A 23,173-nucleotide genomic window follows, 5' to 3' on the forward strand; every position below is an offset into this window, starting at 1 on the left:
GATGCGGGCGTGCTCGCGGAAGGCCTTGCGTTCGATCCGGTTCGTGTCTGCCAGCGCCTGGCGGCTCTTGGCCAGCCGCACGTTGAACTGCAGCAGTTCGCGATCCGGCTCGACCGCCTGCAGGTGCGGTCGACGGCGGGGTCGCCGTTGGGAGAAACCCATGGAGTGCTTCAGGGGATGAAGGCTACCGGGGGTGTCCCTGTGGGGTCTGGTGGGAGTGGATGGCGACCGGCACCGACGCGCGGAAGCCAGGGCTCAGCGGGCCACTGCCTTACAGGCTTTGTTGCAGCGTCCTGACGGCTGGTTCATTCCTCAAAGGTGATCGGTGTGTCGAGGTCATCGCAGAAATCGAACTGGACTGGATCAGCTGTTGAGCCGTCGGCAAAGGAGGCGCGGATGTATTGCGCGCAGTCCTGGTTGTCGGTGGATTTGGCCCACTCAATCTTCACGGTTGATCCCGGCTTGATGCCACCACCCAGCTGGAAAGAGCCCCAGGAGCCATTCTTCTCCTTGGCTTCCAGTCGTGTGATCGTCGAGCTGGTGTTGTTCTCGACGTAGAAATACCAATCGCCAGCCATCGCCTGACCACCGGCCAACACCAGGGCGGCCAGGGCCGTGGTTGTGGTCACTGTCTGCATCAGAAATTTCTGCATCTGAACTGTCTGCATCAGAACTCGGGACAACGGTGGTCGGCAGGCTGGCAACTGGGCTGGCAGGCCCGCGGCCACTTTGGCGGCGGTCGCCGCAGATGTCTGTTCTGGACGTTGCTGAATCAACAGGTGGGGAGATCGTCGTGACCGACCGCACACAGGCAGCGCCTTCCGCTTCTGTCCCGCAGGTGCACCCGCTGCCTCAGTTGTGCAGCTCCTCCTCCAGAGGCACCGGCCGCTGGCCGCAGGCGCGGCGGCATTCGAGCCACAGCTCCAGTTCCACCCCCAGGTGGCGGGCGATCTCGGCATCGCTCCAGCCCAGGGCCAGGGGTTTGCGGGCCTTGATCCACAGCTCCCGCAGGCGGTGGCTGATGCGCACCAGGAAGCCCGTATCGCGCAGGTGGTGCAGCAGTTCGCCCCGCACCTTGGCCACCAGATAACTGGAGGGGCGATGACCCCGGCCGGGGTCGTAGCCGATCGCCCCCTTGCAGAGGCCCTCGTAGGCCGGACCGATCAGCTCATCAACGCCCATCCGCCAGCGCCGGCCAAAGCGCCTGGCCTGCTGGTGCGCCAGGCCGAGGTGCTCGCACGCGAACGCCCGCTGGGCACTACTCATGCGCTGCCGCGCTGCCGCTTTCATCCGTTCAGTTCATGGGCGGGAGGCTACCGACGGCGGTAGTGGTGGCTGGCAAGGGGATGGCGGCCAGTAGCAGCGCCCGCAGGGGTGTGGGCTGCACCAGTTGCAGGAGCAGCGCCAGCAGGGCGCCGGCCAGAACGCCATGGCGGGCGCTGTGCCGCCGGGCGGGAGCTCGGCGTGGCTGCCGCAGCGGGCGCTGAACAGGAACGATCGATGGGGGAAGAGGCAGGGGCATCGCGGCCGGATGGGGGCCATGGAGGGTTCCGGTGTGGCGCTGCAGCGGTTCCTGACACGAAAGAAAGTGGAAGAAAATCTGTAGTTCTGGCCCTTTGGTGGCCTGTTGCCGTACCGATCGCGCCAGTTGCTGAGTGGGTTCCTGTTCCCGGTCCCCGCGCCAATGCCACACCTGTGGCCGTCCCCCGCCACAACCGTGGGCAGCGCTGGGCTGGGCTGCGGGGCGAGAACCGTTGCAGAGCTTCCTCTCTGCCATGTCCACCCAACTGCTGCTCACCCACCACCACCGCGAGGCGATGACGAACGCCTGCGATCGGGGCTTCTGGATGCCCCTGCCGATCCCTGCCGACCAGAGCGATGCCGTCGGTTTCCTCACGGCGTTGAGCCCCGGTGCCACCGCCATCCGGGCCATTGCCGAGGTGACCGGCTGTGAGCCCTGGCGGGAACCTGACGGCAGTGAGCAGGGGTTGCTGTTCCTCGGGCGGATGATTCCCCTGCTGCGGCCGATCCCGCTGGGGGATCTCGATCTGCTGGCCGGCTGGTTGCCCAGCCAGCGCGATCAGCTGCAACTGCTGCCCCTGCAAGCCCTGCTGCGGGCGGAGCGCCTCAGCGACCTGCTCAGTGGTTCGGCCGCCAGTTGCCCGTTGACCTCCATGCCGGCAGCGGCACGCCGTCGGGCGGCGGCAATGCGGCGCCGAGGTCGGGCCGCCTGATCACCCCATGGTCCAGGCCCCAGGCGATCAGGCCCCGTTGATTGGGCACGCCCACCTTGCGGTAGAGCTGGCTGAGCCGGTGGCGCACCGTATCGCTGCGCAGTTGCTGCAGGACCGCGATCTGGCGGCTGGTGTACCCGCGGGCCACGGCCACGATCAACTCCTGCTCGCGGCCGGTCAGCTGCACCGCCCGCCCCTCGGCGCCCAGCACCGCCGAGGGGGTGCGCAGCCGCTCGCGGAACAGCGGATCCAGGCAGCTCTGGCCCCGGAGCACCATCAGGATCGTCTGCAGCAAGGCGCCCTCTCTGCCGGCCGCCCGGCTGCAGATCCCATCCATCCCGCAGCGCCAGAGGCTCTCGAGTCGCTCCTGGGGCACATCCGCCGCCAGGCAGACCACAACCCGGCAGCGCTCCGGGCCGAGCAGGGAGCGCAACTGGGCGATCAGGTCATCGGCGCCACCATCGGCGCATTGGTCATCACAGAGCAGCAGCAATCGACCCTGCTGTGGTAGGGGCAGTGTGAGGAACTCTGCGATCGAGCGGGCTATCAGCGTGCAGCGCTCCAGCAGCAGAGCCGAGGCGGTGAGCCACATCCGATCCGGGCTGCAGATGGCCAGGGTCCAGCCCTCCGATGCAGCCGCGATTGACCGCAGCAGCGGCTGGATCGTGGCGCGGATGTCGTCGCAGAGCATGGTGCACGGCCCGGAACGGGGCAGACCGGCAGGTGCCGTTCCCCAGTCCCTCTTTTAGGGGAGTGTGGGGATAGCGCTGCATTCCGCAGTCTCCTGAAACATGGTTGGACAAACCGAGGCCAGTCGACGGTCTTGTCGTAGCTCGGCCACACCGGATTGGCCTCGGTTCAACGTCAGGGCTTCCGGATCAATCCCCGCGGGTGGTGCCCCTGCTTGGCCGCCTGGCGCAGATGGCTGAGGGCCTGTTGCTCCAGCTCCTGCCGTTCGGATTCCTCAATCCTCAGGGCACGGCGCAGCTGGGCGGGGGACAGCGGCGGCCGGCGCAGATACCTGGCCCGGATCAGCCTCTGCTCTCTTGGCGGCAGGCACTCCATCAACTGGGGCAGGGCGTTGCGCTGCGGATCGCTGGGTTCTCCCTGCTGCTCGGCTGCGGCCCGCAGCGAGGCCTGCTCCAGCCGTCCACCAGCCGGGGCCGTGTCGTCGTCCCCATCGCCCTCCAGCGCGCCGGTGCGGGTGAGCTCCCACTGCCGGATCAGCTCCACCAGGGCGGCCTCGCTCACGGCGGCGCCATTGAGGCGGCACTGGCTGGCCAGCCAGGCCAGGCTCGGCCGCCGGCCCGTGCTGGCCTGGTGCTCCTGGCTGAGGCGCTGGGCTTTGAGCACCACGGCGGCCTTCTCGGCCGGGAAGCGGATCGTGCGTCCCTGGCGCTGCTGCAGCTCCGAGAAACCACGCCGCACCCAGAAGCTGGCGTAGGTGGAGAAGCGATAACCGCGAGCCGGATCGAACTTCTCGGCAGCCCGCAGCAGGTTCAGGGCTGCCTCCTGGAAAGCATCGGCGGTGCCCTCATCGGTGGCCGGCAGGCTGTGGCGATGGCGGCTCCAGGTGTGGGCGACCAGGAGCAGGTTGTGACGCACCAGGCAATCGCGGGCGCGCAGGGCGCTGCGGCGGATGGCGGCTGGTGCCTGGCTGGGGCCACCGGGATGGTTCTGCCAGCGCTGGATGCGCCGCGACAGTTCGATCACGGTGCGTTCGGCGAGGGGTTGATGGCGACTGCTGCTGGTGAGCCAGTCGCGTACGGAGGGGGCGGTGGAGGGATGGGGCAGGTGCATGCAGCCGGAGACGAGCAGGAGACCGTCAGGTGGTGACGATCCCTGCGAGTTTTCCCCGACGCGGACAAACACGCAGCGGAGCAGTCCGGACGGGGCCACCTTGAATCAAGCCACCCTGGATCGGGCCTGTGCCGAACAACCTGACTCGGATCGGCTGAGGCTGGTGAATCGCCAGGTGGACGCAGAAAGCCCCAACCCCCTCACCCAGATCGCCCTAGGGGTTGGGGCAGATCGGCCTCACCGGATAGGGCAATTGGACCTTTCGATGGGGGCGTACTGACCCACCATCTATATCTCCAAAAGATTGCAGAAGAAAAACAAGAACAACAGCCAGAGCCGCAGAGCCGCATGAGGCAGAAGAGAGCGAGGAGTCCAAGACAGGGCGACCCCCGATAGCCTCCGCCGTCACGACAGGAGCAGGTCCTCCTGGCCGCCATGCGCTTCTACGCGGTTCGCACCGATGCAATCCAGCAGACCCACCGGGCGTTGCAGCAGATGGAGCAGCGCCGTAGGGGATCGAGTCGACCCAGTCGCGCCCTGCGGGTCGCCCAGCTGTACGGGCACCTGCAGTGCCGCGCCAAGGGTGGCTGCGAGGTGCAGCTCGGTCTGAGGGAGCTGGCAACCTCCTGGCATCTGCAGCCCCGTGAACTGCGGGCCGACCTGCAGGACCTGGAGGCGATCGGCTGGCTGACCTACCGCAGTGGTCCGGCTGGCATGCGGATCCAGCTGGCAGAGCCCGCCATGGAGGGTTCGGCCCCGGCGGTGCCTGAGCGCACGGGGCTTTCTGCTGAGACCCCCCGGGTGGAGGCGCCGAAACCCTCAGCTTCCGGTGAACCGGACTCGCCGGACGAGAGCCTGATCGCCCAGTTCGCCGCCGTCTACAACCGCCACCGGCCCGGGAGCTGGCCGGCCTACAGCCCGCGCGGCAGTGCGCTCACGGTTCGATTGCGCCGGGCGATCGCCCACGCCGGCAGCGCCGAGGCGTTCTGGCGTTGCCTGGAGCAGGCCCTGAGCGGGATGCCGCCCTTCTGGCGCAGAACCTACCCGCAGGGCCGCAGCGGCGCCCAATGTGCGGCGGGGCTGTTCTGCGTGGACCGCCACTGCGCCGGCCTGGGGGTGGAGTTCTGGCACGTCTTTGCCTGGGCCCAGGCCAGTGGGGTCGGGGTCGCTTCTGCCGCCAACGGCTCTGGCAACCCAGGTGATGCAGCCCTGCCGCAGGCCGAGCACGACTTCGCCCGGGCCAATCGGCTGCTGCTCTGGGACGGCCACCTCTGGAGGGGCCAGGGCGTGGAAGCGCTCAAGCTGGAGCGCAGCGAGAAGCGGCGCCTGGCCGAGCTGCTGGAGGCCGCCGGCCAGGGCATTCCCGGTGCGGCGGCCGAGCAGTACGCCGGCCCTGCGGAGGCCTGAGCGATGGACACGGGAACCATGGCTGAGACGGTGCCCGGTGGCTTTGATCCGGCGCTGCTGGAGCGCTGCCTGGCGGAGGGCTCGCTGCTCGAGACCGGATCCGGTCTGGTGGCCGCCGAACGCCCCAGGCCCGCTCCCGCGCCGGAGCTGGTGGAGCAGGAGCGCTCGCTGCTGGCGGCGGTGCTGCGCGGGCCCCAGGATCAACGGGAGCGCTGGGGCCAGTTCCGCCGCGCCATCGGCCTGCGCTTTGACGACCCCGTTCCGGCAGCGCTCTGGAGCGATGCGGGCCACCGGGCCCTGGCCGCCGAGATCGATGCGATCTTCCGCGGCCACCGCGACATCGCCGTGCTCCATGCCACCGCCCTGCGGGAAGACCTGCAGCAGCGGGCCCTGGCCGGACGGTTCCGCGGCAGCCTGCAGCAGCTGGAGACCAGCCTGGCCGAGGTGCTGGCCTGGGGGGAGGCCTGCAGCGGCCTGGATTTCAACCTCGCCTGCCAGCTGTTTCAGAGCGCCAAGGCGCGGCAGCTGTTCTATCCGGGGCTGCGTCGCCTGCTGGAGCGCGAGCACGGCGATGGCGGCATCGACGCCGAACTGGAGCACTGCCGCGCCCTGCTCAATGAGGCCACCGCGATCACCGCCGGCCGCTTCCGCCAGAGCCTGCAGCTCTGCAACGCCGCTGATGCCGCCCGGGAGAGCATCGCCTCGGCGTCGTTGCCGGCCGAGCAACGGCCCCGGCCGATCTCGACCGGGATTCCCTCGCTGGATCTGGACATGCGCGGCGGCATCCTGCCCGGGGCCGGCGAGAGCACCTGGGTGCTGGCGGCCCGCTCCGGCGTCGGCAAGACCACCGTGGCGATTGCGGCGGCGATGGGGCTGGTGATCAACGGTGCCTCGGTGCTGGTGCTCTCCTGTGAACTGAGCCGCCGCGCCGTCGGGGCCCGCCTGCTGGCCCACTACTGCCGCCGGGCGGCGGGGTCGTTCCGCTCCCGCTTCTGCGCCAATGACCTGGAGGGCCGGGGCCGGGTCATCGAGGGAGACGACCTGCAGGTGCTCCGTCAGCTGGCGGGGCAGTTCTCCGGCGGCATCGGCCCCGATGGCCAGCCGATGGGGAGGCTGCTGTATCAGTCGCAGTTCGCCGCCACGGTGGAGGAGATCGCCGCCCTGGTGGAGGACTGCAAGAGCGCCCACCCGGATCTGTCGGCCGTGGTGCTGGATCACTTCCATGCGATGGGGGCAAGCGCCGGCTTCGGCAGCAACACCACCGCCGAACTGGCGGCCCGGGCGATGACGATCAAGGCGCTGGCGGGCCGCTGCGAGCTGGATGTGTTCGTGGTGGCGCAGTTGAACCGCGGCGCCTATGGCAATCCCGGCGGACCGGATGTGTCGCACCTGGCGGGGACCTCGGAGCTGGAGCGCTATGCCTCGGCGGTGTGGCTGATCGATCGGCCCAAGACCGATCAGTTCCAGAAGCCCCAGCCGGGGCTGCTGGAGGTGCACCACGGCAAGTTCCGCCATGGCCAGCTGGCCGACGACGACCTCAGCAAGACGACGATCCGTCTGGACCGGGGCCACTGCTTCCTCGAGGCCGATGAAGCGCGGCGGGTGTTCGTGGGTCAGGACCTCTACCCCGGCGTCGAATGCCTCTGAGCCCGGGCGAGCGAGGCACGGGCCTGCGGGTCTCGCCCGACCTGCTGGAGGCGGTACGGGAGCGGAGCCGCATCGTCGATCTCTTCCCCGCCGCTGAGCTGCGCCGCGCCGGCCGCGAGTTCCTCGCCCGCTGCCCCTGGCACGACGACCGCCGCCCGTCCCTCACCGTGAGCCCGGCCCGTAACCGGGTGCACTGCTTTGTCTGTGCCAGGGGAACGGATCCGATCGGCTGGCTGCAGGACCGCCAGGGCCTGTCGTTTCAGGAGGCGGTGCTGGAGCTGGCGCAGCGCTACGGGATCCCCCTGCCCCAGGACGACCCGGAGGCGGCCACGCGGTTGGAGCAGGAACGGCGCCAGAGGCGGCGGTTACTGGACCAACGCCAGCGGCAGCGGGAGCAGTTCCAGCGGGAGCTGCAACGCCAGCTCGATCACGGAGGCCCCGGAGCCGACTACCTCCGCCAGCGCGGCATCAGCGCGGAGAGCGCGACCACCTGGCAGCTGGGCCTGGCCGGCGGCCGTCTGACCATTCCGCTAAGTGATCCCGGCGGGCAGTGCGTGGCCTTCTGCGGCCGTGCCATCGCCGGCCAGGAGCCGAAATACCGCAACAGCCCCGCTGATCTGCTGTTCCAGCGCAATGGCCTGGTGTTCGGGCTGGACCGGGCGGCGGCGTTGATTCGCAAGGAGGGCGTCGCCCTGCTGGTGGAGGGGCCGCTGGATGTGATCCAGCTGCACCAGGCGGGCTACCCGCTGGCGGTGGCGAGCCTGGGGACTGGCCTCTCGCCGCTGCAGCTGCACCTGCTGCGCCGCCAGGGCCTGAAACTGCTGCTGATTGCCTACGACGGCGATCGCGCCGGCCGCACGGCCACGCTGCGGCTGCTGGAGCAACTGACGCCTGATCTGGTGAGCGGCGCCCTGGGTGCGGCGGTGCTCGTGCTGCCGGAGGGGGAAGACGCCGATGGTCTGCTGCGTCGCCAGGGCCGGGCCGCGTTGGAGCCGCTGCTGGCGGAGGCACGGCATTGGCTGGAGTGGCGCCTGGAGCAGCTGCTTGCACCCCGGCATGGCCAGGCGGCGGCAGGCGGCGTGGTGGCGCTGGAGGTGCTCCAACAGGTGGAGCGGGAGGGTCAGGCCCTGGCGGCTCAGCTGAGCGAGGGGGTGCTGCGCCGCACGGTTGAGCAACGGCTGGAGCAGGCCCTGCGAAACGTTCAGGGGAGCGTCAGGCAGGGGGGCAGCGACGTTGCCAGGCAGGGGGGCTCGGCTGGAATCAGCCCCATGGAGCCGGTGGCCGGCTTTCCATCGCTGACGGCGGACTCTCCAGCCCTGCTGCCCCCAGCCACGACGGCCCGCGAACGGGTGGAGCGTCGGGCGCTGCGGCTGTTCATCCATGCACCGGATTGCCGCGCACCGCTGCTCTGCCTGCCCCTGGACGATCCCGCCTGCCGCGCCGCGATGGACTGGGCCAGCAACCTGGCGATTGCTGTGGCGGAGGATCAGCTCCCAGCGGCTCTGCTGCAGCTCTCGGTGAAGCTCCCCGGCCAGACTGGAGCCCTTCTCCACCAGGCAGCGGCGCCGGGGGAGGAACTCCTGCAACTGCTGCGCCGTGATCCCCAGGCGGAGCTCAAGGCGGTGATGGATTGGCTGGAGCCGGTGGAGGGTTTGACCAATGGCGGTGGAGGAGTGGAGAGCACCGCCTGAGGTAAGACGTCGCACTGAAGGCACCTGCCTTGAGCTGGAGGACGTCGAGCAGTTGGCAATCGAATCCCAAAGAAATCATTCAATTAGGACAAAACCGATAAAAGCAGACAGTCACTCATTGGCTATTTCGGTATGGTGCACAAGCATATGGACTCCATTCCAGAAAAAAGTCGTAACTCCTTTTGGAATCCGCACATAACAGTTTAAAGCCGCCTCAAGCCTCATGCCTACCAATCAATCACCGTATTTGCAGTTTCCCAAGCTTGCTACAACGCGTCTTCGACTTCGTCTCCTCCGACCGGAAGATGACACAGCGATTTTCGCCTACAAGGGACGATTAGGTGAGCCACGGATTCCACGCATTGAGCAGCATGCAGACATTTCCGAGACACAGTATTTTATCGCCAAGTGCCTCAGCAAGTTTTACTCAAGAAAAGCGCTTTATTGGGCGATTACGCTATCGCCGTCAGACAAAGTTATCGGCACGCTAGCGCTATCTGCGATGCATGGAGATTCCAAGATGGTCCATCGGGCAGAAATCAGTTGTGCATTGTCGCCGAACTACCATCGCAAAGGCCTTATGAGCGAGGCACTCATCGCTGTTATCAACTACGCCTTCCAGAAATGGAATACACTTGAACGCATCCACTCTGAAGTTTCAGTTGATAACGAACCATCTTTCCAAATGAATCTAAAGCTTGGCTTTACCCTTGAAGGAGTTCTTCGAAATTACACGGACGACGGTGGAAATCTAATAGATATTCGGATACTTTCGCTGCTTAGGGCCGATTGGGCAGCCAATTCTCTCTACCGAAACGAGCAGCCCAGCCATGCGCTTCAGCCCCCCCTCGGACCCCTTGCTTCGCAATCACTCAAGTCATGAGTTATCAGCTTGCACAGCAAGAACTGGCCGCCACGTCGATTGGCAATCCTGTGTTCATTGTCGCACTTCTCAGCAACAAGAGAATTGAAGTCACTTTTTCTGACTGTTACAAAGAGAAAGCACCATGAGGTTTCTGCATGCATCCGATCTGCATCTCGACAGCCCCCTAAGGGGCCTAGCTAAGCACGATGATGCACCTGTAGATGTCCTTCGAGGCGCTACTCGCGAGGCATTCAGCAACCTTATCGAGCTTGCCATCGAAGAGAATGTGGACTTCGTGCTACTCGGAGGCGACCTCTACGACGGCACATGGCAGGACTTCAGTACCGCAATCTTCTTCTCGAAGAAGCTAGGCGAGCTGGACAGGGCAGGTATCCGGGTCTTCGGTGTTCTCGGCAACCACGATGCTCAAAGCAAGCTCACTAAGGCGCTGGAGAAGCCGAAGAACCTGACCCTACTCCCAGCGAACAAACCCCATACAGAAGTCTTAGACGACCTTGAGGTCGCCATACACGGTCAGAGCTTTCCGCAGCAGCAAGTGGTGGACAACCTTGCTGCCTGTTACCCCATGGCTATGCCAGGGATGTTCAATATCGGCTTGCTCCACACAAGCCTCGACGGCCGAGAAGGCCATGCAGCCTACGCACCGTGCAAGCTCGACGACTTGCTCGCCAAGGATTACCAATACTGGGCGCTCGGTCATGTGCACACACGCGAGGAGGTTTCAACAGATCCATGGGTTGTCTTTCCTGGATGTCTGCAAGGTCGGCATGCCCGCGAAACAGGCCCCAAAGGGTGCTGTCTCGTTTATGTCGAGGACAGGAAGGTCCAAAGAGTCGAGCACCGAGTATTGGATGTGGTCCGCTGGGAAAACTGTGTGGTGGACCTGAGCAACGTGGACAGCCTGCAGGGAGTCCTTGACAGTACGGAGAGGGCTTTGAGCGACATAGTTGCCGAAGCCGATGGCCGCGACGTTGCCACACGTGTGAGTTTCGTCGGCGCCAGCCCGGTCCACTCCGAGCTCCAAGGTAAGAGCTTATGGTTAAGACAGAAGATCCTGAACCTTAGTGCCGAGCGGTATGGGGATAGTCTCTGGATCGAGAAGGTGATAGTGGCGACCACCAGAAAGTTGGACCTTGAGGAATTGCTCTCAGGCGACGGTGCCATCGGAGGTCTTGCCCGGAGCATCCTGGAAATCCAGGATGACCCAATTGCTGTGCGTGGTCTTGACGCTGCCCTTGCAGCCCTCATGGATAAGCTTCCGCCGGAGGTATCCATGGCAGACGATGGACTACAACTCGATGACCCCAATGTTGTGGGCAGGTTAATACGGGAGGCAAAAGAACTTCTCATCGGGAAACTCCTGGAAACAGGGGATGAATCATGAGGATCAAACGACTAGACCTGCTCGCCTTCGGTCCGTTCACAAATAAGAGCCTCGACTTAAGTAATGGAAATCCCGGACTGCACGTGATTCACGGGCCAAACGAGGCGGGGAAGAGTTCGACGCTGCGGGCGCTCAAGGCCTGGTTGTTTGGCATCGAGGCCCGCTCCACCGACAACTTCGTCCACGACAACAGGCAGCTACGAGTGGGCGGTGTTCTCGAGACCCCTGGTGGCACGGAAATCGCGTGCGTGAGGCGTAAGGGAAACAAGGACACACTGCTCGATGCCAGTACTGAGGAGCCCATCGGCGAAGACACTATTAGCAATGTTCTACGGGGGCTCGATGAGAAGCTCTTCTCCCAGCTTCATGGCATTGACCACACTGGACTCATTCAAGGTGGTCAAGCCATTCTCGAGCAGAGCGGCGATCTTGGAAAATCTCTCTTCGGGGCAGCACTTGGCACCCAGGGGAAGGCTGACCTACTTAGCGACCTGGCTTCGGAAGCGGACAAGCTGTTCAAATCCAGAGGTCAGACCCAGACCATAAATACAGCTGTAGCAAGACTGAAGGATGCCAGACGAGAAGAGAAGATCTCGATGGTTTCTGTCGGAACATGGAAGGAACTCCGACAGGCCTTGAGGGCTGCAGAGGAGACTGTCGTAGAGATTGATGAGAAGATTGCCGAGGCAAGACGTCGCAAGAGCAAGCTCGAGCGCTTTAGGAGAATCGCTGTTCCTCTAGCAGAACGTCGTTCACTACTTGAACGCGAAGCCTCTTTGGGTGATGTTTTGCTTCTCCCCGAAGACTTTGACTTGCATCGTCGAGAAGCCACCCAGAAACAGTTTCAGGCCAGAGAACAACTTCAGAAGGCGAACGCCAAGCTCGAACGAGTAAAGCAAGAAGCTGACGAGCTTGACGTACCGAAGGGGCTAATCGAGAATCAGGACTCCATTGAAGAGCTGCAGCTTCATCTTGGAGCTTTTCAACAGTCCCTGAAGGACAAGCCCGCTCAGGATGCCAAGCGCCGTACTCACCGCAACGCAGCCGTAGACTTGCTCAAGTGCATCCGCCCAGACCTCGATCTAGAGAGCGTTGAGACACTAAAGCCACTTCTGAATAGGGAAAGGCTGATCGCTAACCTTGCCGAGAAGTCGAATCTCTTGAAGCAGAAGTCTGGCCAGATAGACGCCTGCTATCGCAAGCTCAGTGTCGAGAAGGAGGGAGTCGAGCAACAGCTGGAGGCCATGCCCACACCTAGCAAAGGCGTGTTTTCGCTTCAAGCTGCCATTAAGGCTGCCCGCAAGCAAGGTGATCTGGCAGAGAGGCTTCGAAATGCCCGTAATGTTAAGAAGAAGCAAGAAGAAGGCTGCTCCCGCGACCTTTCCAGACTAGGCAGGTTCGAAGGCAGCCTAGAGGAGCTGGCTAGCCTGGCCATGCCCGAGAAGGCTGTCCTAGACAACTTTGAGAAGAAATTCGAGGAGCTTAACGAGCATGATCGAGACACCGTGCGTCGGCAGGCCGAGACTAGGCAGGAATTGGATCAAGCTAAGCAGGCCCTAAGGAGCTTGCTTATTGCCGCAGCAGTCCCCACGCTCGGCGATCTCCAGACAGCCCGAGACCACCGCGAGCAGGGATGGAGACTCATCCGTAGAAAGTATTTGGACGGGGCGGAACTTGGAGCCGCTGCCACGGACTACGCGGGAAGCCAGGACCTCCCGGGTGCCTACGAACAAGCTGTAGTGGGAGCAGATAATTTCGCAGACTGGCTTCGCCTTGATGCAGAGCGTGTACAGGCCCGGGTGTTGCTCGAGACCACGATCCAGACCAGGTATGAGCTTCTTTCAACGCTGGAAGGCGAGCTCAAGGAGCAAGCAGTATACCGGACACAACTTGAAAACGATTGGCAGGGTGTTTGGAGGGGGAATGCTGACAAGATCGGCAGTCCAAGGGAGATGAAGGAATGGCTACTGCGAGTTGATCAGCTTTTGGAAAAAGCAGGCCAGTTAGACAATATTAGGGCCGAGGTACAAAAGCTGGAAATGACTGAGGCCTTACACCTTGAAGCCCTTAATGCTGAGCTTGATAGGCTTGATGGTGAGTTCAAGTCGGTGGAACTTGAAGCCCTCCTCTCACGCTGTGAGCAAGTCGCCAGCGATCAGGAAAACACTGCTAGACGCCATATTGAGCTTAAGGATTCGCTGCAGAATCTCGAGATGCAGCTTAAAGCTGCAGCCATTGATCATCACCAAGCTAGTGAGGAAATGCGGGACTGGGAAGTCAGTTGGGCCAAAGCTGTCGATGGCCTTGGCCTTGGAGTAAACCCTCTGCCAGATCTGGTTGTCGCGACGATGGAGAAGCTCGAGGAGATGTTCGAGGAGCTCAAGGAAGCAGATAATGCCTTCAAGCGGATTTATGGCATGGAGAAGTTTGAGGAGCGCTTCTCTGATGCTGTGACCCAGCTATCACGGAGAATTACCTTCAATATCCAGGATCAAACCCCAGCCGAGACCGCTCAAAGCATGGTCAGACAATTGAGCAAGGCCCAAGGCGACGATGCCAGCCTTAAGAAACTTCAAGGCCGAATCCGTGAGCTGGAGGAAGAAATCGCCGAGTCACGCCAGGACATCCAGCTCGCAGAGAAGAGTCTTGACTCTCTCCGGGCCCAGGCAGGAGTTTCATCCGACGAGGAGCTGATTCCGGTATTCGAACGCTCCGATCAGAAGCGCCAAATAAACTCCTGCCTTGAAACCCTGTTACACCAACTCAATCAGTACGGCGAGGGTCTCAGCATTGATGAATTAGAAAAAGAGGTGCAAGAGCAAGACTTGGACCAAGTGGACAACCAGTTGGAGCAACTCGAATCCAAACTGGCCGAGCTTTCGAAGGAGAGGGATGCAGGACGCGACCAAAGGCAGAAACTGATCGTCGAGATTCAAGCCTTGGATGGTTCGTCAAAGGCTGCCGATGCCGCCGAGAGAGCCGAACAGTTACTCGCTACAATTGTGCCAGATGCGGAGCAGTACCTACGGCTGACAATATCTCGCCTAATTCTTGAGGAGCAGATAGAGAACTACCGCCAGGCTAATCAAACACCAGTTCTGAAAAGAGCCGGCGAGCTGTTTGCAAAGCTTACGCTAGGCTCCTTTTCGGGACTACACGACGAGATCGACGACAAGGGTAAGCCCGTGCTTCTAGGTGTCCGCTCAGACAAGAGCGAAGTCAGTGTTTCTGGCATGAGCGAAGGTACTCGTGATCAACTTTTCTTGGCTTTGCGACTCGCGACTATCGAGCTGCAGAAGGATCAACAGGATCCACTGCCTTTCGTGGTCGACGACATCCTGGTCGGATTCGACGACAGGCGTAGCAAGGCCTGTCTCGATGTTCTCTCTGAGTTTGCACGGAAAACCCAAGTACTTGTCTTTACTCATCACTCTATGGTTGCACAAGCTGCCAATGAGCTTGGAGAAGAGAAGGGAGTCTTTGTCCATGAGCTAAATGGATCGCCGAGTCCTCAATAAGTAGAGAGTAGATGCGGAGGTCATGGAGGAGTGACGCTGATCAAGGTGCCCACGATGCGCCGACTCGCTGGTATCGATCTGATTAGTGATCGGGGTCCCGGATGAAACGGTCCTGACGTTCTATCACCTGCTCGAGAAGCACGGGCTGGGCGACGAGATCTTTGTGACCGTTAACGCCTTTCGCAAGGATCGAGGCATGGAGGTGCGGAAGAGCACGATCATCGATGCCACCTTGATCGCAGCGCCCAGCTCAATCCAAAATAAAGCCTGGGAACAGGATCCAGAGATGCACAGACCTGCAAGGACAAGCAGGGGCAATAAGGAATCGAGTTGAGGAAGTGCTCAAACCACGGAAGCGGACCTGCCCCCACCACTTGCAAAGCCATGTGCCGGAGGAGGTGGGCAGTCAGCCTCGGGTAGGAACACCAGAGCTGCTTCTCTAGATCTACACCAAAGGAGGGGAGGGCTGCTATCCTTTGTAGCCATTTTACATAGCGTTCTCAGTTTCGCCGAAGATTAGCTTTGCCCGAAAGATGCGATTAAGATTGCTTGCAATTAGCTCGCTTTCAGGGTGGAATGGACGCTAAGTTGTTTCGCATGCCGAAAGAGGCTTCACCAGTCAAGCTGATCTTGCGCGCGTAATCCCAGAAACATTTGTACAATCAAATGCTATTCTGGCATTCACGGCACAAGGGCAAGTCACAAAATTATGACACCTGGTAAAAACTTGCCACTTTAAAGGGCTTAAATGCTAATTGACTATTCTGTTAAAAACTTTCGATCATTTAACTCGGCTCAAGAGCTGAGCATGGTCTCCTCTGAGGCTATTAAGGAGACATCCGAATCACAGAGTATTCATAGAATTGATCGATTCGGAATCAAGGGGGTCTTGCGAAGCGCAGCTATTTTTGGTGCTAATGGGTCTGGCAAATCTAACCTTGTCCTTTCTCTGCGTGCATTAAAGGGCCTAGTACTAGGCTCTTTGGAGTCTATAGCAATCGCTCCCATTAGGACCATCACTCCATTCCTATTGAAGACAGACCATTACGATACACCTACTGAATTCGAAGTGAGCATTCTTGCAGAAGACAATCTATATAGGTATGGGATATCAATCAGAGATGACGAAATAGAAGAAGAGTGGCTGTATTGGAACAAGACAACAGCCAGAGAGACAATGCTTTTTCATCGAACAAAGAAAACTATAAACTTTAACGCTCGCTCATTCTCGGAGGCAAAGTCTTTTGTAAAGAGAGATGGTGATATTTGGTCTATCGAAAAGACTAAGCCTCAAGTTCCGTTCTTATCGGTGCTGTCGCAATTCGACGGCGAAAGATCAAGCGTAGTCACTAGGTGGTTTGAAAGACTTAAAATAATCTCGGGCATTCAAGAGCGCTATTTCCGAGATTATACTTATATGCTATTTGAAAAGAATCCTGATTTCAAGGCGTGGGCCTTAAAAATCCTTAAGTCTCTTCAAATTAAAGACGTTAGCATCGTCGAGCGCGCGGCCGAGCTTCCGGCCTATGCAAAGGAGATTGAGGACAAGGAACTGCAGGATGCTTTTTCGGGGTTGAAGAGATATCTCGAAAAGAACAAGATCAAAGAAGAAGAAGTGGTAGTAACAAAAGTAACTACTGATGGCGAATCCATCTCGCTTCCCTTGGATATAGAGTCAGAAGGAACCGTTAAATTAATCTGCCTATTGGGACCATTGTACGACGCAATAACGAGCAACGTGATTCTAGTCGTTGATGAATTTGACAATAGGTTTCACGCATTAATGAGTAGATTTATTATAGAGCTCTATAGCAAGCAAAGTCTAGGCCAGAGCCAGATAATTCTAACTTGTCATGATACGAACCTGTTGACAGGAGATTTGTTCAGGAGGGATCAGATATGGTTTGTTGAAAAGGATTCCAGTCATGAAAGCAAAATCTTTTCGCTTGCTGAGTATGTGGAACATTTTACCCAAGGTGGGCAAAGCTATAGTCGCAATTACTTACTTGGTGAATATGGTGCAATTCCATTATTCTCTTCAATCTCCGCACTAGGAGAGTTTCATAATGATAAATGATAGAAGCAAAAAAGGAGATCGTACTCGAAAAGCAAATAACATGGAATTACGCTTGTCAATTAATCCAGAGTCATTATTCTTTAGTTTTAAAGTATTGGATCAGTCCCAGCCTAAGTCGTGCCCTGAAACGCTTAAGCTATGGCAGGAGAAGGGCCTGCTCTCTAATCTTCTTGAAACCCTGAAAACTCTTTCCGGCTTGACTCGTCTTGAGGCTGTAAGTTCTGATCTTATGCATTACCACCCGAGTTTTCCTCCTAATAACAAAACTGACTATATATTACCCAAGCATATTGAAACAGATGCTGCCTGGTGGACCATAAGGCTTAATGCGCGGGTCAGGGTTGCCGGCTATCTTGATGGAAATGCCTTCTACATTGTTTTTCTTGATAGTGATCACAGGTTCTGGATAACAAATAAGAAAAATACTTAGTGTGGTGTCCCGCGGGTTCCAAGGATAATCTTTGTGGACGAGGCTCTTGCCAGTTTGAGCCATGTCTCTGTCTTGGTGGGAGAGCAAAGAGATGGCTTGTCCCGAAAAGACTCTGGGCTTTTGTATCGAACTTGCAGGACGCCACACTAGAGTCATGTAACGGATAGACAGTTCCGAGCACAATAAGGGCACCTCGAAAAATAGCCTCTACCAAGACGGAGCACTCAAGATTGACCTGACGGGGCAATGAGTCTTAATTGCCGGATCCCGCAGATCCCGAATTTTTCGAGGTGCCCATAAACCTACTACTCGCTCTATCCCCAACGACCAATGCGGTCTCGGAGATGTCTCGAAAGGAATCTCGCTTCAGGGATGCTGAGATTGAGTAAGCCAACCGGCGTCGGTGGCTGAGGATGTCACACGGCGCCAGGGCTGCGCGAGTCGGCGAGGCCGCTGCGCGGTCGCCGACCCTGGCGCTCGCGTGATCTTCTTGTCCTTGCCGCCGCCGGGAATGCTGGTGGGTGTTCCAGTTGCCCAGTGCTCCTCCCGCGGCTGCGGGGGCGCTGTCTCTGGAGGCCTGCTGTGGGGGATGGAACGTGCAGTATTGGCGGCGAACCCGAGTTGCTGTGTTGCCATGAGTGAGGCGGAGTCAGCCCTTCGCGTTACCTGCTGGAAGCATCAATTCTGGTCCGTGAAGATCCCTGAAGCCTGCCCCAGAATCCCTGCCGCCACTGGCTTTAGTGCGGCTGTACTGCTAAGATAAGGGCGTGCTCAGGGGGAGCGCGGTGCCGTGGCCCCACCCCCTGGAGCGCTGTTTGCATTCCTGTCTTTCTTTGCCATGGTTCTGCTCTCCCAGGCCGCCGCATTGGCGCCGCCTGTTTTACCCCGCATCACTCAGCTGGTGATCATCGCCGCCGGTGGTCGTGCGCTGCGCTGGCCGCCGCCGCGCATCGCAGCCCATCTGCTGCAGCTCAGTCAGGGCCGATTGGTGCGCTGCCTGCTCCATGGCGCCGCACCCGGTGCCGATCAGGCCATTGCCGCCGCCGCCGATCAGCTCGGTTGGCCCGTGCAGGCCTTCCCCGCCCAGTGGCAGCGCCACGGCCGGGACGCAGGTCCAATGCGCAATCGCCGGATGCTCGAGCACGCCTGCAACCAGCTCTCTGCCCTGCCCAGCGGCGCGGCGCTGCTGGTGGTCGCCTTCCCCGGTGGGCGCGGCACCGCCTCGCTGGTGCAGCTCAGCCGCCGTCTGCAGTCCCGCTCCGCCGTGCCGATCGAGCTGGCCCAGATCAGCGCCTGAGGGGCTCCTCCCTTCCTCCTCCATTGCTCACGCATCGCCCAGCTCAACGAACTCTTCACCGAATCGCCATGTCCGTTTCCGTTGCTGTTGCCGCCCCTGCCCCTGCCGCCAACTCCCCCGCAGCGGCACCACTGCCCACCCTCTGGGAGCTGGGCCATGAGCTCCAGGCCGAAACCCACTGGATCGCCCGCCTCTCCGAGCGCCTCGATACGGAAGACGACAGCGAGCGCGCCCAGGCGATCACCGATCTGGAGGAAACCCTCGCTGCAGAAGAAGGCAAACGCGAGGTCTTCACCCGCAAGGCGGATGCCACCTGCTGGGTGATCGAGCGGCTCCGCGCTGAATCCAGCTACCACCAGAGCCAGGCCAAGCGCTACGCCGCCCTGGCCAAAGGGGAAGACGCCCGCGCCGATGCACTCGAATCCACCCTGGTGCACTTGCTCACCCGCCTCGATCCCACCGCCACCTCCCACAAGCTGGTCGATCACCGCCTCAGCAGCCGCACCAGCGATGCGGTGGAGATCGATGACCCCGAGGCGCTGCCGTCCGAGTTGGTGGCACTCCACACCAGCCGCACGCCGGACAAGGTCTCGATCAAGGCCCGCATCCGCGCCGCCATCGCCTCCGCCATCACCGGCCTCCCCAAACCGGAAGCTGCCCAGGTGGCCTTCTCGATCGCCGCCACCGCCGTCCCCGGCGCCCGCCTGATCCAACGCCGCCACTGGTCCATCCGCTGAGGGGGGGCAGGGCCCCTTTCGTTGGGGCTCTGCTCGGGAGGGCCGCAACTGGGGTGAAGCCTTGCTGGGCCTGATTCCCTGCTCTCTGCGTCTGCATCTGCGCCTGCGTCTGCATCACACCCTGCTTTTCCTTTGGCCATGACCACCACCGTTCCGATCTCCGCCGCCGCCGCCGGCCCGCTTCCCTCGGGATCCCCGGCCGCATACGCCGCCACCGCCACTGCCAGCCGGCCCACTCGTTCCGCTCCTCGTGGCCGGGCTGCCTCCACCCTGGAGCTGTTGCGCGAGAGCCTGCAACAGGGCCCAGCCCAAGAGCCAGCCCTGCATAACCGGGAGTCGCACGGGCATGCACCGACGCCCGCAGCTGGTGGTGCATCGACGGCCACGGCTCCAAACGCCGGGGGTGCCAGCCCCGCCTCGCCTTTCACCCTCGGTTTTTCGGAGCGTCAGATCGCGGCGCTTTCCGCACCGCTCGATCGTGCCCATGTGCGCCAGCGGGAGCAGGGGCGCAGCCGCGTCAGCTACCTCGAGGGTTGGCAGGTGATCGCTGAGGCCAACCGCATCTTTGGCTTCGATGGCTGGCAGCGGCAGACCCTGGCCGTGCGCTGCGTGGGCGAAAAGGAGCGCCCCATCGGCCGCGAACGCCGCGATGGCTGGAGCGTCACCTACACCGCCCGGGTGCGCATCACCGTGGGTGGTCCCGCCGGCTGGCAGCTGATCCGCGAGGGCTCCGGCGCCGGCCATGGCATCGATGCCGACCTGGGCCTGGCCCATGAATCCGCCCTCAAGGAGGCCGAAACCGACGCCATGAAGCGGGCGCTGATGACCTTTGGCAATCCCTTCGGCTTGGCGCTCTACGACAAGCAGCAACGGCAGGTGAGCGCTGCACCATCCACAACCCAGGCCCCAGCCATGGCCGCACCGGCCAGGGCGTCGGCACCATCGCCGGCAGGGACTGGTGATGCTCCCCTCGAGGCCGCCGTGATTCAGGCGCTCCAGGGGCGCATCAAAGCCCTGCCTGCTGCCCGGCTTGAGGCCTTCACCAGGGGGTTCCGGGCCAGCTTCCGGGTGCCCGATACGCAGACCTCCATTGCCGGTCTGATCACCACCGCGCGGCACCAGCGCTGGATTGAGGACTTCCTGGGATGAAGCTGCTGCAGCCTGAACGATGCGATCTGCCTACGTTGATGCAATGTCGTTGTCTCGCATCACCCACGACCCTGCCGTAATGGGTGGGAAACCCTGCATCCGCGGGCTGCGGATCAGCGTTGGCACCATCGTGGCTCTCATGGCCAGTGGCGCCAGCACTGAAAGGATCCTCGCCGCCTATCCCCTTCTGGAACCTGGCGACATTGATGAGGCTCTCGCCTATGCCGCCTGGCGGCTGGAGGAGCGAGAAGAGTCCTTTGTGCTCAGCTGATGGGAGGGATCCTGGTCGACATGAATCTGTCGACCGAGTGGATCCCGCTGCTGCGATCGGCCGGTCATGACGCTGTGCATTGGTCTGACGTCGGTAATACCCGGCTCCAGATCGTGAGTTGAGCTGATTGGAGCCCTGATCCCAACGGAAGCAGCAGAAAAGGCCGGCCAGCGGCCGGCCGACACGGGCGCCTCAGCCGGCCCCGGCTCCTTCTGACATCTGAGATTCCTGGGCCGCGATCTCGTCCTGCAGCCTGGCCTCAAGGCCCTGATCGATCGCATCAATGCGCTCCAGGAAAGCCGCCATCACCGGCAACACCTCCTCCTCCAGCAAGGTGAGCTCCTCCTCCCCATAGGGCTGATCGATCCAGCAGCGGCGGATCGGCCGGCCTTCGGCTCCGTGGGTGCGCAGGATCCACTCCAGCGCCTTCTGGCACGACTCCACCAGGGACACCGGATCTTGCGGGGAATAACGAACGACTGAGCTGACCATGAACCATTGACGCCATCCGGCGCAGCGACGGGACACCGCAGGGCCGCCCCGCCCGGCAAGGGGCGCCGACCCTCGATCAGGTGCGGTGAGCACCGGCGGCAACGCCGGGGCGATCGCACCCACGCAACCAGCAGCGGCGCCTGGCGCAGCCCTTGCCCAGGGGCGAGCCTGGAGGTGCCCGGCGCGGAGCATCCTGCGGTGCGGCGAAAGCGGCGGCGGCACGCAGACTGATCCCCGCCACTCCCGCTTCCGCCTGCTGGTCCGCCCTGATGCCACGACGACCCGCACTGGATCGCCAGACACTGCTGGCGTTGGGGCCCGAACACCTGGCTGACCTTCTGCTGGAGCTGGCCGGCAGCGATCCGGCGATCAAGCGCCAGCTCAGGCTTGCTGTCGCCTCCCGGGCCGGCCCCGAGGACGCCGCCGCCCTGGTGCGTCAGCAGTTCGTGAGCATCCGGAGCTCGCGCAGCTTCATCGACGGACAGCAGCTCAGCGCGCTGGCCGAGGATCTGCTCCGCCAGCTGGACGCCATCCGCGGGCCGATCGCCGCGAGCGATCCCTCCCTGGCCCTGGCGCTGCTGTGGGAGTTCCTCGCTCTCAGCCGGAACGTGCTCGCCCGCTGTGATGACAGCAACGCTGAGATGGATGAGGTGTTCCGGGAGGCATGCCACGCGCTCCCCCCCGTGGTTCAGGCGGCACGGCCGGAGCCTGCAGCGCTGGCGCAGCAGGTGTTCGAGGCCCACTGCCACGACGACGACGGCATCGTGCACGGCCTGATCGAGAAGCTCGCCGAGTCGCTTGGACCCACCGGGCTGGCGGCGCTGCGGCAGCAGTTTGAGCAGCTGGCGCAGCAGCCAGCCACGGTGCCGCCCCAGCAGGAGCAGTCCCGGTACTGGACCGCACAGTCCGGCCTCAGGGCCGTTGCCGAGGCGATGGGCGATGTGGATGGCTACATCGCCCAGTACGGCGAACGGCAGCGGCGCGTTCCCCGCATCGCGGCCGGGATCGCACAGCGGCTGCTCAAGGTCGGGCGAGCTGAGGAGGCCCTGCGGTTTCTGCAGGAGGGTTCTCCGGAGCGCTCCCCCTGGCCGGTACTCGACTGGGAAGACGCCCAGATCGCCGCCCTGGAGGCCCTCGGCCGCACCGATCAGGCCCAGACGGCCCGGTGGCACTGGTTCGAGCAGACCCTGATGGAGACCTATCTGCGCGATTACCTCCAGCAGCTGCCCGCTTTTGAGGACGGGGAGGCTGAGCAGCGCGCCATCGACTTCGTGGCTGCCAGGCCGGATCTTTTCGAGGCCCTGTCTTTTCTGCTGGACTGGCCCACGGGCCTGAACCGCGCGGCCCAGGTGATCGTGCAGCGCCACGGTGAACTCAACGGGGCCCACGACGAGCTGTTCGACGCAGCAGCAGAGCGCCTGAGTGCAGACCATCCGCTGGCGGCCACCCTGGCCCTGCGCTGCATGGTGGATTTCGCGCTGACCAATGGCTACTCCAGCCAATACGGCGCCGTCGCCGGCCATCTGCACACCTGCCAGTTGCTGAGCTCTCGCATCAGTGACTGGGGCAAAATCCCACCCCATGAGGCCTACCTGGCAGCGATCCGCTCCACCCATGCCCGCAAACGCGGCTTCTGGAGCAAGGCCAGGCCCCTGGGCCTCTGATCCGGCCCTGCTGCAGCCACCGCCGTTCTGCATGGCCACGACGAACCGTCGCCGCTGCGGGCGGGGAGCACCACGGGAGCGGCGTGAACCCTCCCAGCGTGCCCACCGCGTCAGCGGCGGCAAGGATCAGGCCGGGCCGCGGTGTCTGCAAGGCGCACCTCTCGGAGCGACGCGGTCCTTGCCGCCTCTGCCGCAGCGGGCCTCGGTCGGTGGTTCCACGCCTTCCTTCCCATGGCACTCCCCACCGCTCCCTGCTGCGAGATCCGCTGCCTGCTCCTGCACGTCTATCCCGATGGCATCAAGGCCTATGGCCACGAGCGCCTCACCATTCCCCTGGGTCGCCGGGGCAAGCCGGTGCGCAAGCTCCGCTTCATTCCGGCTGAGCGCGCCCATGCCCTCGCCCGCCAGCTGCAGGGGCAGTTCGGCACCACGGTGTCGGTGATCTGAGCCACCGGGGCTCGCCGCCTCCGGGCGGCGGCCATGCCGGCC

At 62.2% G+C, this 23,173-nt stretch carries 21 protein-coding genes; 15 read left to right on the forward strand and 6 right to left on the reverse strand.

What is annotated here, in order from left to right; translation table 11 throughout:
- Positions 1 to 305 precede the first annotated feature (305 nt).
- The 3 genes from KQ310_RS10650 to KQ310_RS10660 all read right to left on the reverse strand — a co-directional run bounded on the left by KQ310_RS10650 (position 306) and on the right by KQ310_RS10660 (position 1,522).
- Entirely contained in the window at positions 306 to 638 is a 333-nt protein-coding gene (locus tag KQ310_RS10650) for a hypothetical protein (protein ID WP_259721728.1), read from the reverse strand.
- Between the two features lie 214 nt (positions 639 to 852).
- Positions 853 to 1,266, reverse strand: coding sequence for a sigma factor (locus tag KQ310_RS10655; protein ID WP_259721729.1), 414 nt, complete (start codon positions 1,264 to 1,266; stop codon positions 853 to 855).
- A gap of 28 nt (positions 1,267 to 1,294) precedes the next feature.
- Positions 1,295 to 1,522, reverse strand: coding sequence for a hypothetical protein (locus KQ310_RS10660; RefSeq protein ID WP_259721730.1), 228 nt, complete (start codon positions 1,520 to 1,522; stop codon positions 1,295 to 1,297).
- Positions 1,523 to 1,775: 253 nt separating this feature from the next.
- On the opposite strand from KQ310_RS10660, the gene KQ310_RS10665 reads away from it, so the two are divergent.
- Entirely contained in the window at positions 1,776 to 2,234 is a 459-nt protein-coding gene (locus tag KQ310_RS10665) for a hypothetical protein (protein ID WP_259721731.1), read from the forward strand.
- On the opposite strand, the gene KQ310_RS10670 is transcribed toward KQ310_RS10665, so the two are convergent.
- Positions 2,140 to 2,925, reverse strand: a complete 786-nt coding sequence (locus tag KQ310_RS10670; protein ID WP_259721732.1) for a LuxR C-terminal-related transcriptional regulator — start codon at positions 2,923 to 2,925, stop codon at positions 2,140 to 2,142. The genes KQ310_RS10665 and KQ310_RS10670 overlap by 95 nt on opposite strands.
- 173 nt (positions 2,926 to 3,098) lie before the next feature.
- Positions 3,099 to 4,034, reverse strand: coding sequence for a sigma-70 family RNA polymerase sigma factor (locus KQ310_RS10675; RefSeq protein ID WP_259721733.1), 936 nt, complete (start codon positions 4,032 to 4,034; stop codon positions 3,099 to 3,101).
- A gap of 435 nt (positions 4,035 to 4,469) precedes the next feature.
- On the opposite strand from KQ310_RS10675, the gene KQ310_RS10680 reads away from it, so the two are divergent.
- The 12 genes from KQ310_RS10680 to KQ310_RS10735 all read left to right on the forward strand — a co-directional run bounded on the left by KQ310_RS10680 (position 4,470) and on the right by KQ310_RS10735 (position 20,528).
- Entirely contained in the window at positions 4,470 to 5,441 is a 972-nt protein-coding gene (locus KQ310_RS10680; RefSeq protein ID WP_259721734.1) for a hypothetical protein, read from the forward strand.
- 3 nt (positions 5,442 to 5,444) lie between these two features.
- Positions 5,445 to 7,088 carry a DnaB helicase C-terminal domain-containing protein gene (locus KQ310_RS10685; RefSeq protein WP_259721735.1) on the forward strand — a complete coding sequence of 548 codons (1,644 nt, stop codon included), beginning with the start codon at positions 5,445 to 5,447 and terminating at the stop codon, positions 7,086 to 7,088.
- A complete protein-coding gene (locus tag KQ310_RS10690; RefSeq protein ID WP_259721736.1) occupies positions 7,079 to 8,779 on the forward strand; it encodes a DNA primase in 1,701 nt (566 codons plus the stop codon). Before KQ310_RS10685 ends, KQ310_RS10690 begins: the two co-directional genes overlap by 10 nt.
- A 247-nt stretch (positions 8,780 to 9,026) precedes the next feature.
- Positions 9,027 to 9,662, forward strand: coding sequence for a GNAT family N-acetyltransferase (locus KQ310_RS10695; protein WP_259721737.1), 636 nt, complete (start codon positions 9,027 to 9,029; stop codon positions 9,660 to 9,662).
- A 124-nt stretch (positions 9,663 to 9,786) separates the two neighbouring features.
- Positions 9,787 to 11,049 (forward strand): DNA repair exonuclease, encoded by a 1,263-nt coding sequence (locus tag KQ310_RS10700; protein ID WP_259721738.1) that lies wholly within the window; start codon positions 9,787 to 9,789, stop codon positions 11,047 to 11,049.
- Positions 11,046 to 14,567, forward strand: coding sequence for a YhaN family protein (locus KQ310_RS10705; RefSeq protein WP_259721739.1), 3,522 nt, complete (start codon positions 11,046 to 11,048; stop codon positions 14,565 to 14,567). The genes KQ310_RS10700 and KQ310_RS10705 overlap by 4 nt, the downstream gene beginning before the upstream one ends.
- An 808-nt stretch (positions 14,568 to 15,375) precedes the next feature.
- Complete coding sequence (locus tag KQ310_RS10710; protein ID WP_259721740.1) at positions 15,376 to 16,644, forward strand: ATP/GTP-binding protein; 1,269 nt, start codon at positions 15,376 to 15,378, stop codon at positions 16,642 to 16,644.
- A 40-nt stretch (positions 16,645 to 16,684) separates the two neighbouring features.
- Positions 16,685 to 17,074 (forward strand): hypothetical protein, encoded by a 390-nt coding sequence (locus KQ310_RS10715; protein ID WP_259721741.1) that lies wholly within the window; start codon positions 16,685 to 16,687, stop codon positions 17,072 to 17,074.
- An 838-nt stretch (positions 17,075 to 17,912) separates the two neighbouring features.
- Positions 17,913 to 18,371 (forward strand): SLOG family protein, encoded by a 459-nt coding sequence (locus KQ310_RS10720; RefSeq protein ID WP_259721742.1) that lies wholly within the window; start codon positions 17,913 to 17,915, stop codon positions 18,369 to 18,371.
- Positions 18,372 to 18,439: 68 nt separating this feature from the next.
- Positions 18,440 to 19,108 (forward strand): siphovirus Gp157 family protein, encoded by a 669-nt coding sequence (locus KQ310_RS10725; RefSeq protein WP_259721743.1) that lies wholly within the window; start codon positions 18,440 to 18,442, stop codon positions 19,106 to 19,108.
- Between the two features lie 138 nt (positions 19,109 to 19,246).
- Positions 19,247 to 20,257 (forward strand): RAD52 family DNA repair protein, encoded by a 1,011-nt coding sequence (locus KQ310_RS10730; protein ID WP_259721744.1) that lies wholly within the window; start codon positions 19,247 to 19,249, stop codon positions 20,255 to 20,257.
- 43 nt (positions 20,258 to 20,300) lie between these two features.
- The gene (locus KQ310_RS10735) at positions 20,301 to 20,528 is read left to right on the forward strand and encodes a DUF433 domain-containing protein (protein WP_259721745.1); all 228 of its coding nucleotides are present in this window, start codon (positions 20,301 to 20,303) and stop codon (positions 20,526 to 20,528) included.
- Positions 20,529 to 20,720: 192 nt separating this feature from the next.
- Here KQ310_RS10735 and KQ310_RS10740 read toward each other — a convergent pair whose 3' ends face one another.
- Entirely contained in the window at positions 20,721 to 21,020 is a 300-nt protein-coding gene (locus tag KQ310_RS10740; RefSeq protein WP_259721746.1) for a hypothetical protein, read from the reverse strand.
- 269 nt (positions 21,021 to 21,289) lie between these two features.
- Here KQ310_RS10740 and KQ310_RS10745 point away from each other — a divergent pair, with 269 nt between their 5' ends.
- Together KQ310_RS10745 and KQ310_RS10750 are read left to right on the forward strand one after the other, a co-directional pair.
- Positions 21,290 to 22,684, forward strand: a complete 1,395-nt coding sequence (locus KQ310_RS10745; RefSeq protein ID WP_259721747.1) for a DUF6880 family protein — start codon at positions 21,290 to 21,292, stop codon at positions 22,682 to 22,684.
- 231 nt (positions 22,685 to 22,915) lie between these two features.
- Positions 22,916 to 23,131, forward strand: coding sequence for a hypothetical protein (locus KQ310_RS10750; RefSeq protein ID WP_259721748.1), 216 nt, complete (start codon positions 22,916 to 22,918; stop codon positions 23,129 to 23,131).
- Positions 23,132 to 23,173 lie beyond the last annotated feature (42 nt).

The sequence above is a fragment of the Synechococcus sp. CS-1328 genome (assembly GCF_025128095.1).
Lineage (GTDB): Bacteria > Cyanobacteriota > Cyanobacteriia > PCC-6307 > Cyanobiaceae > CBW1002.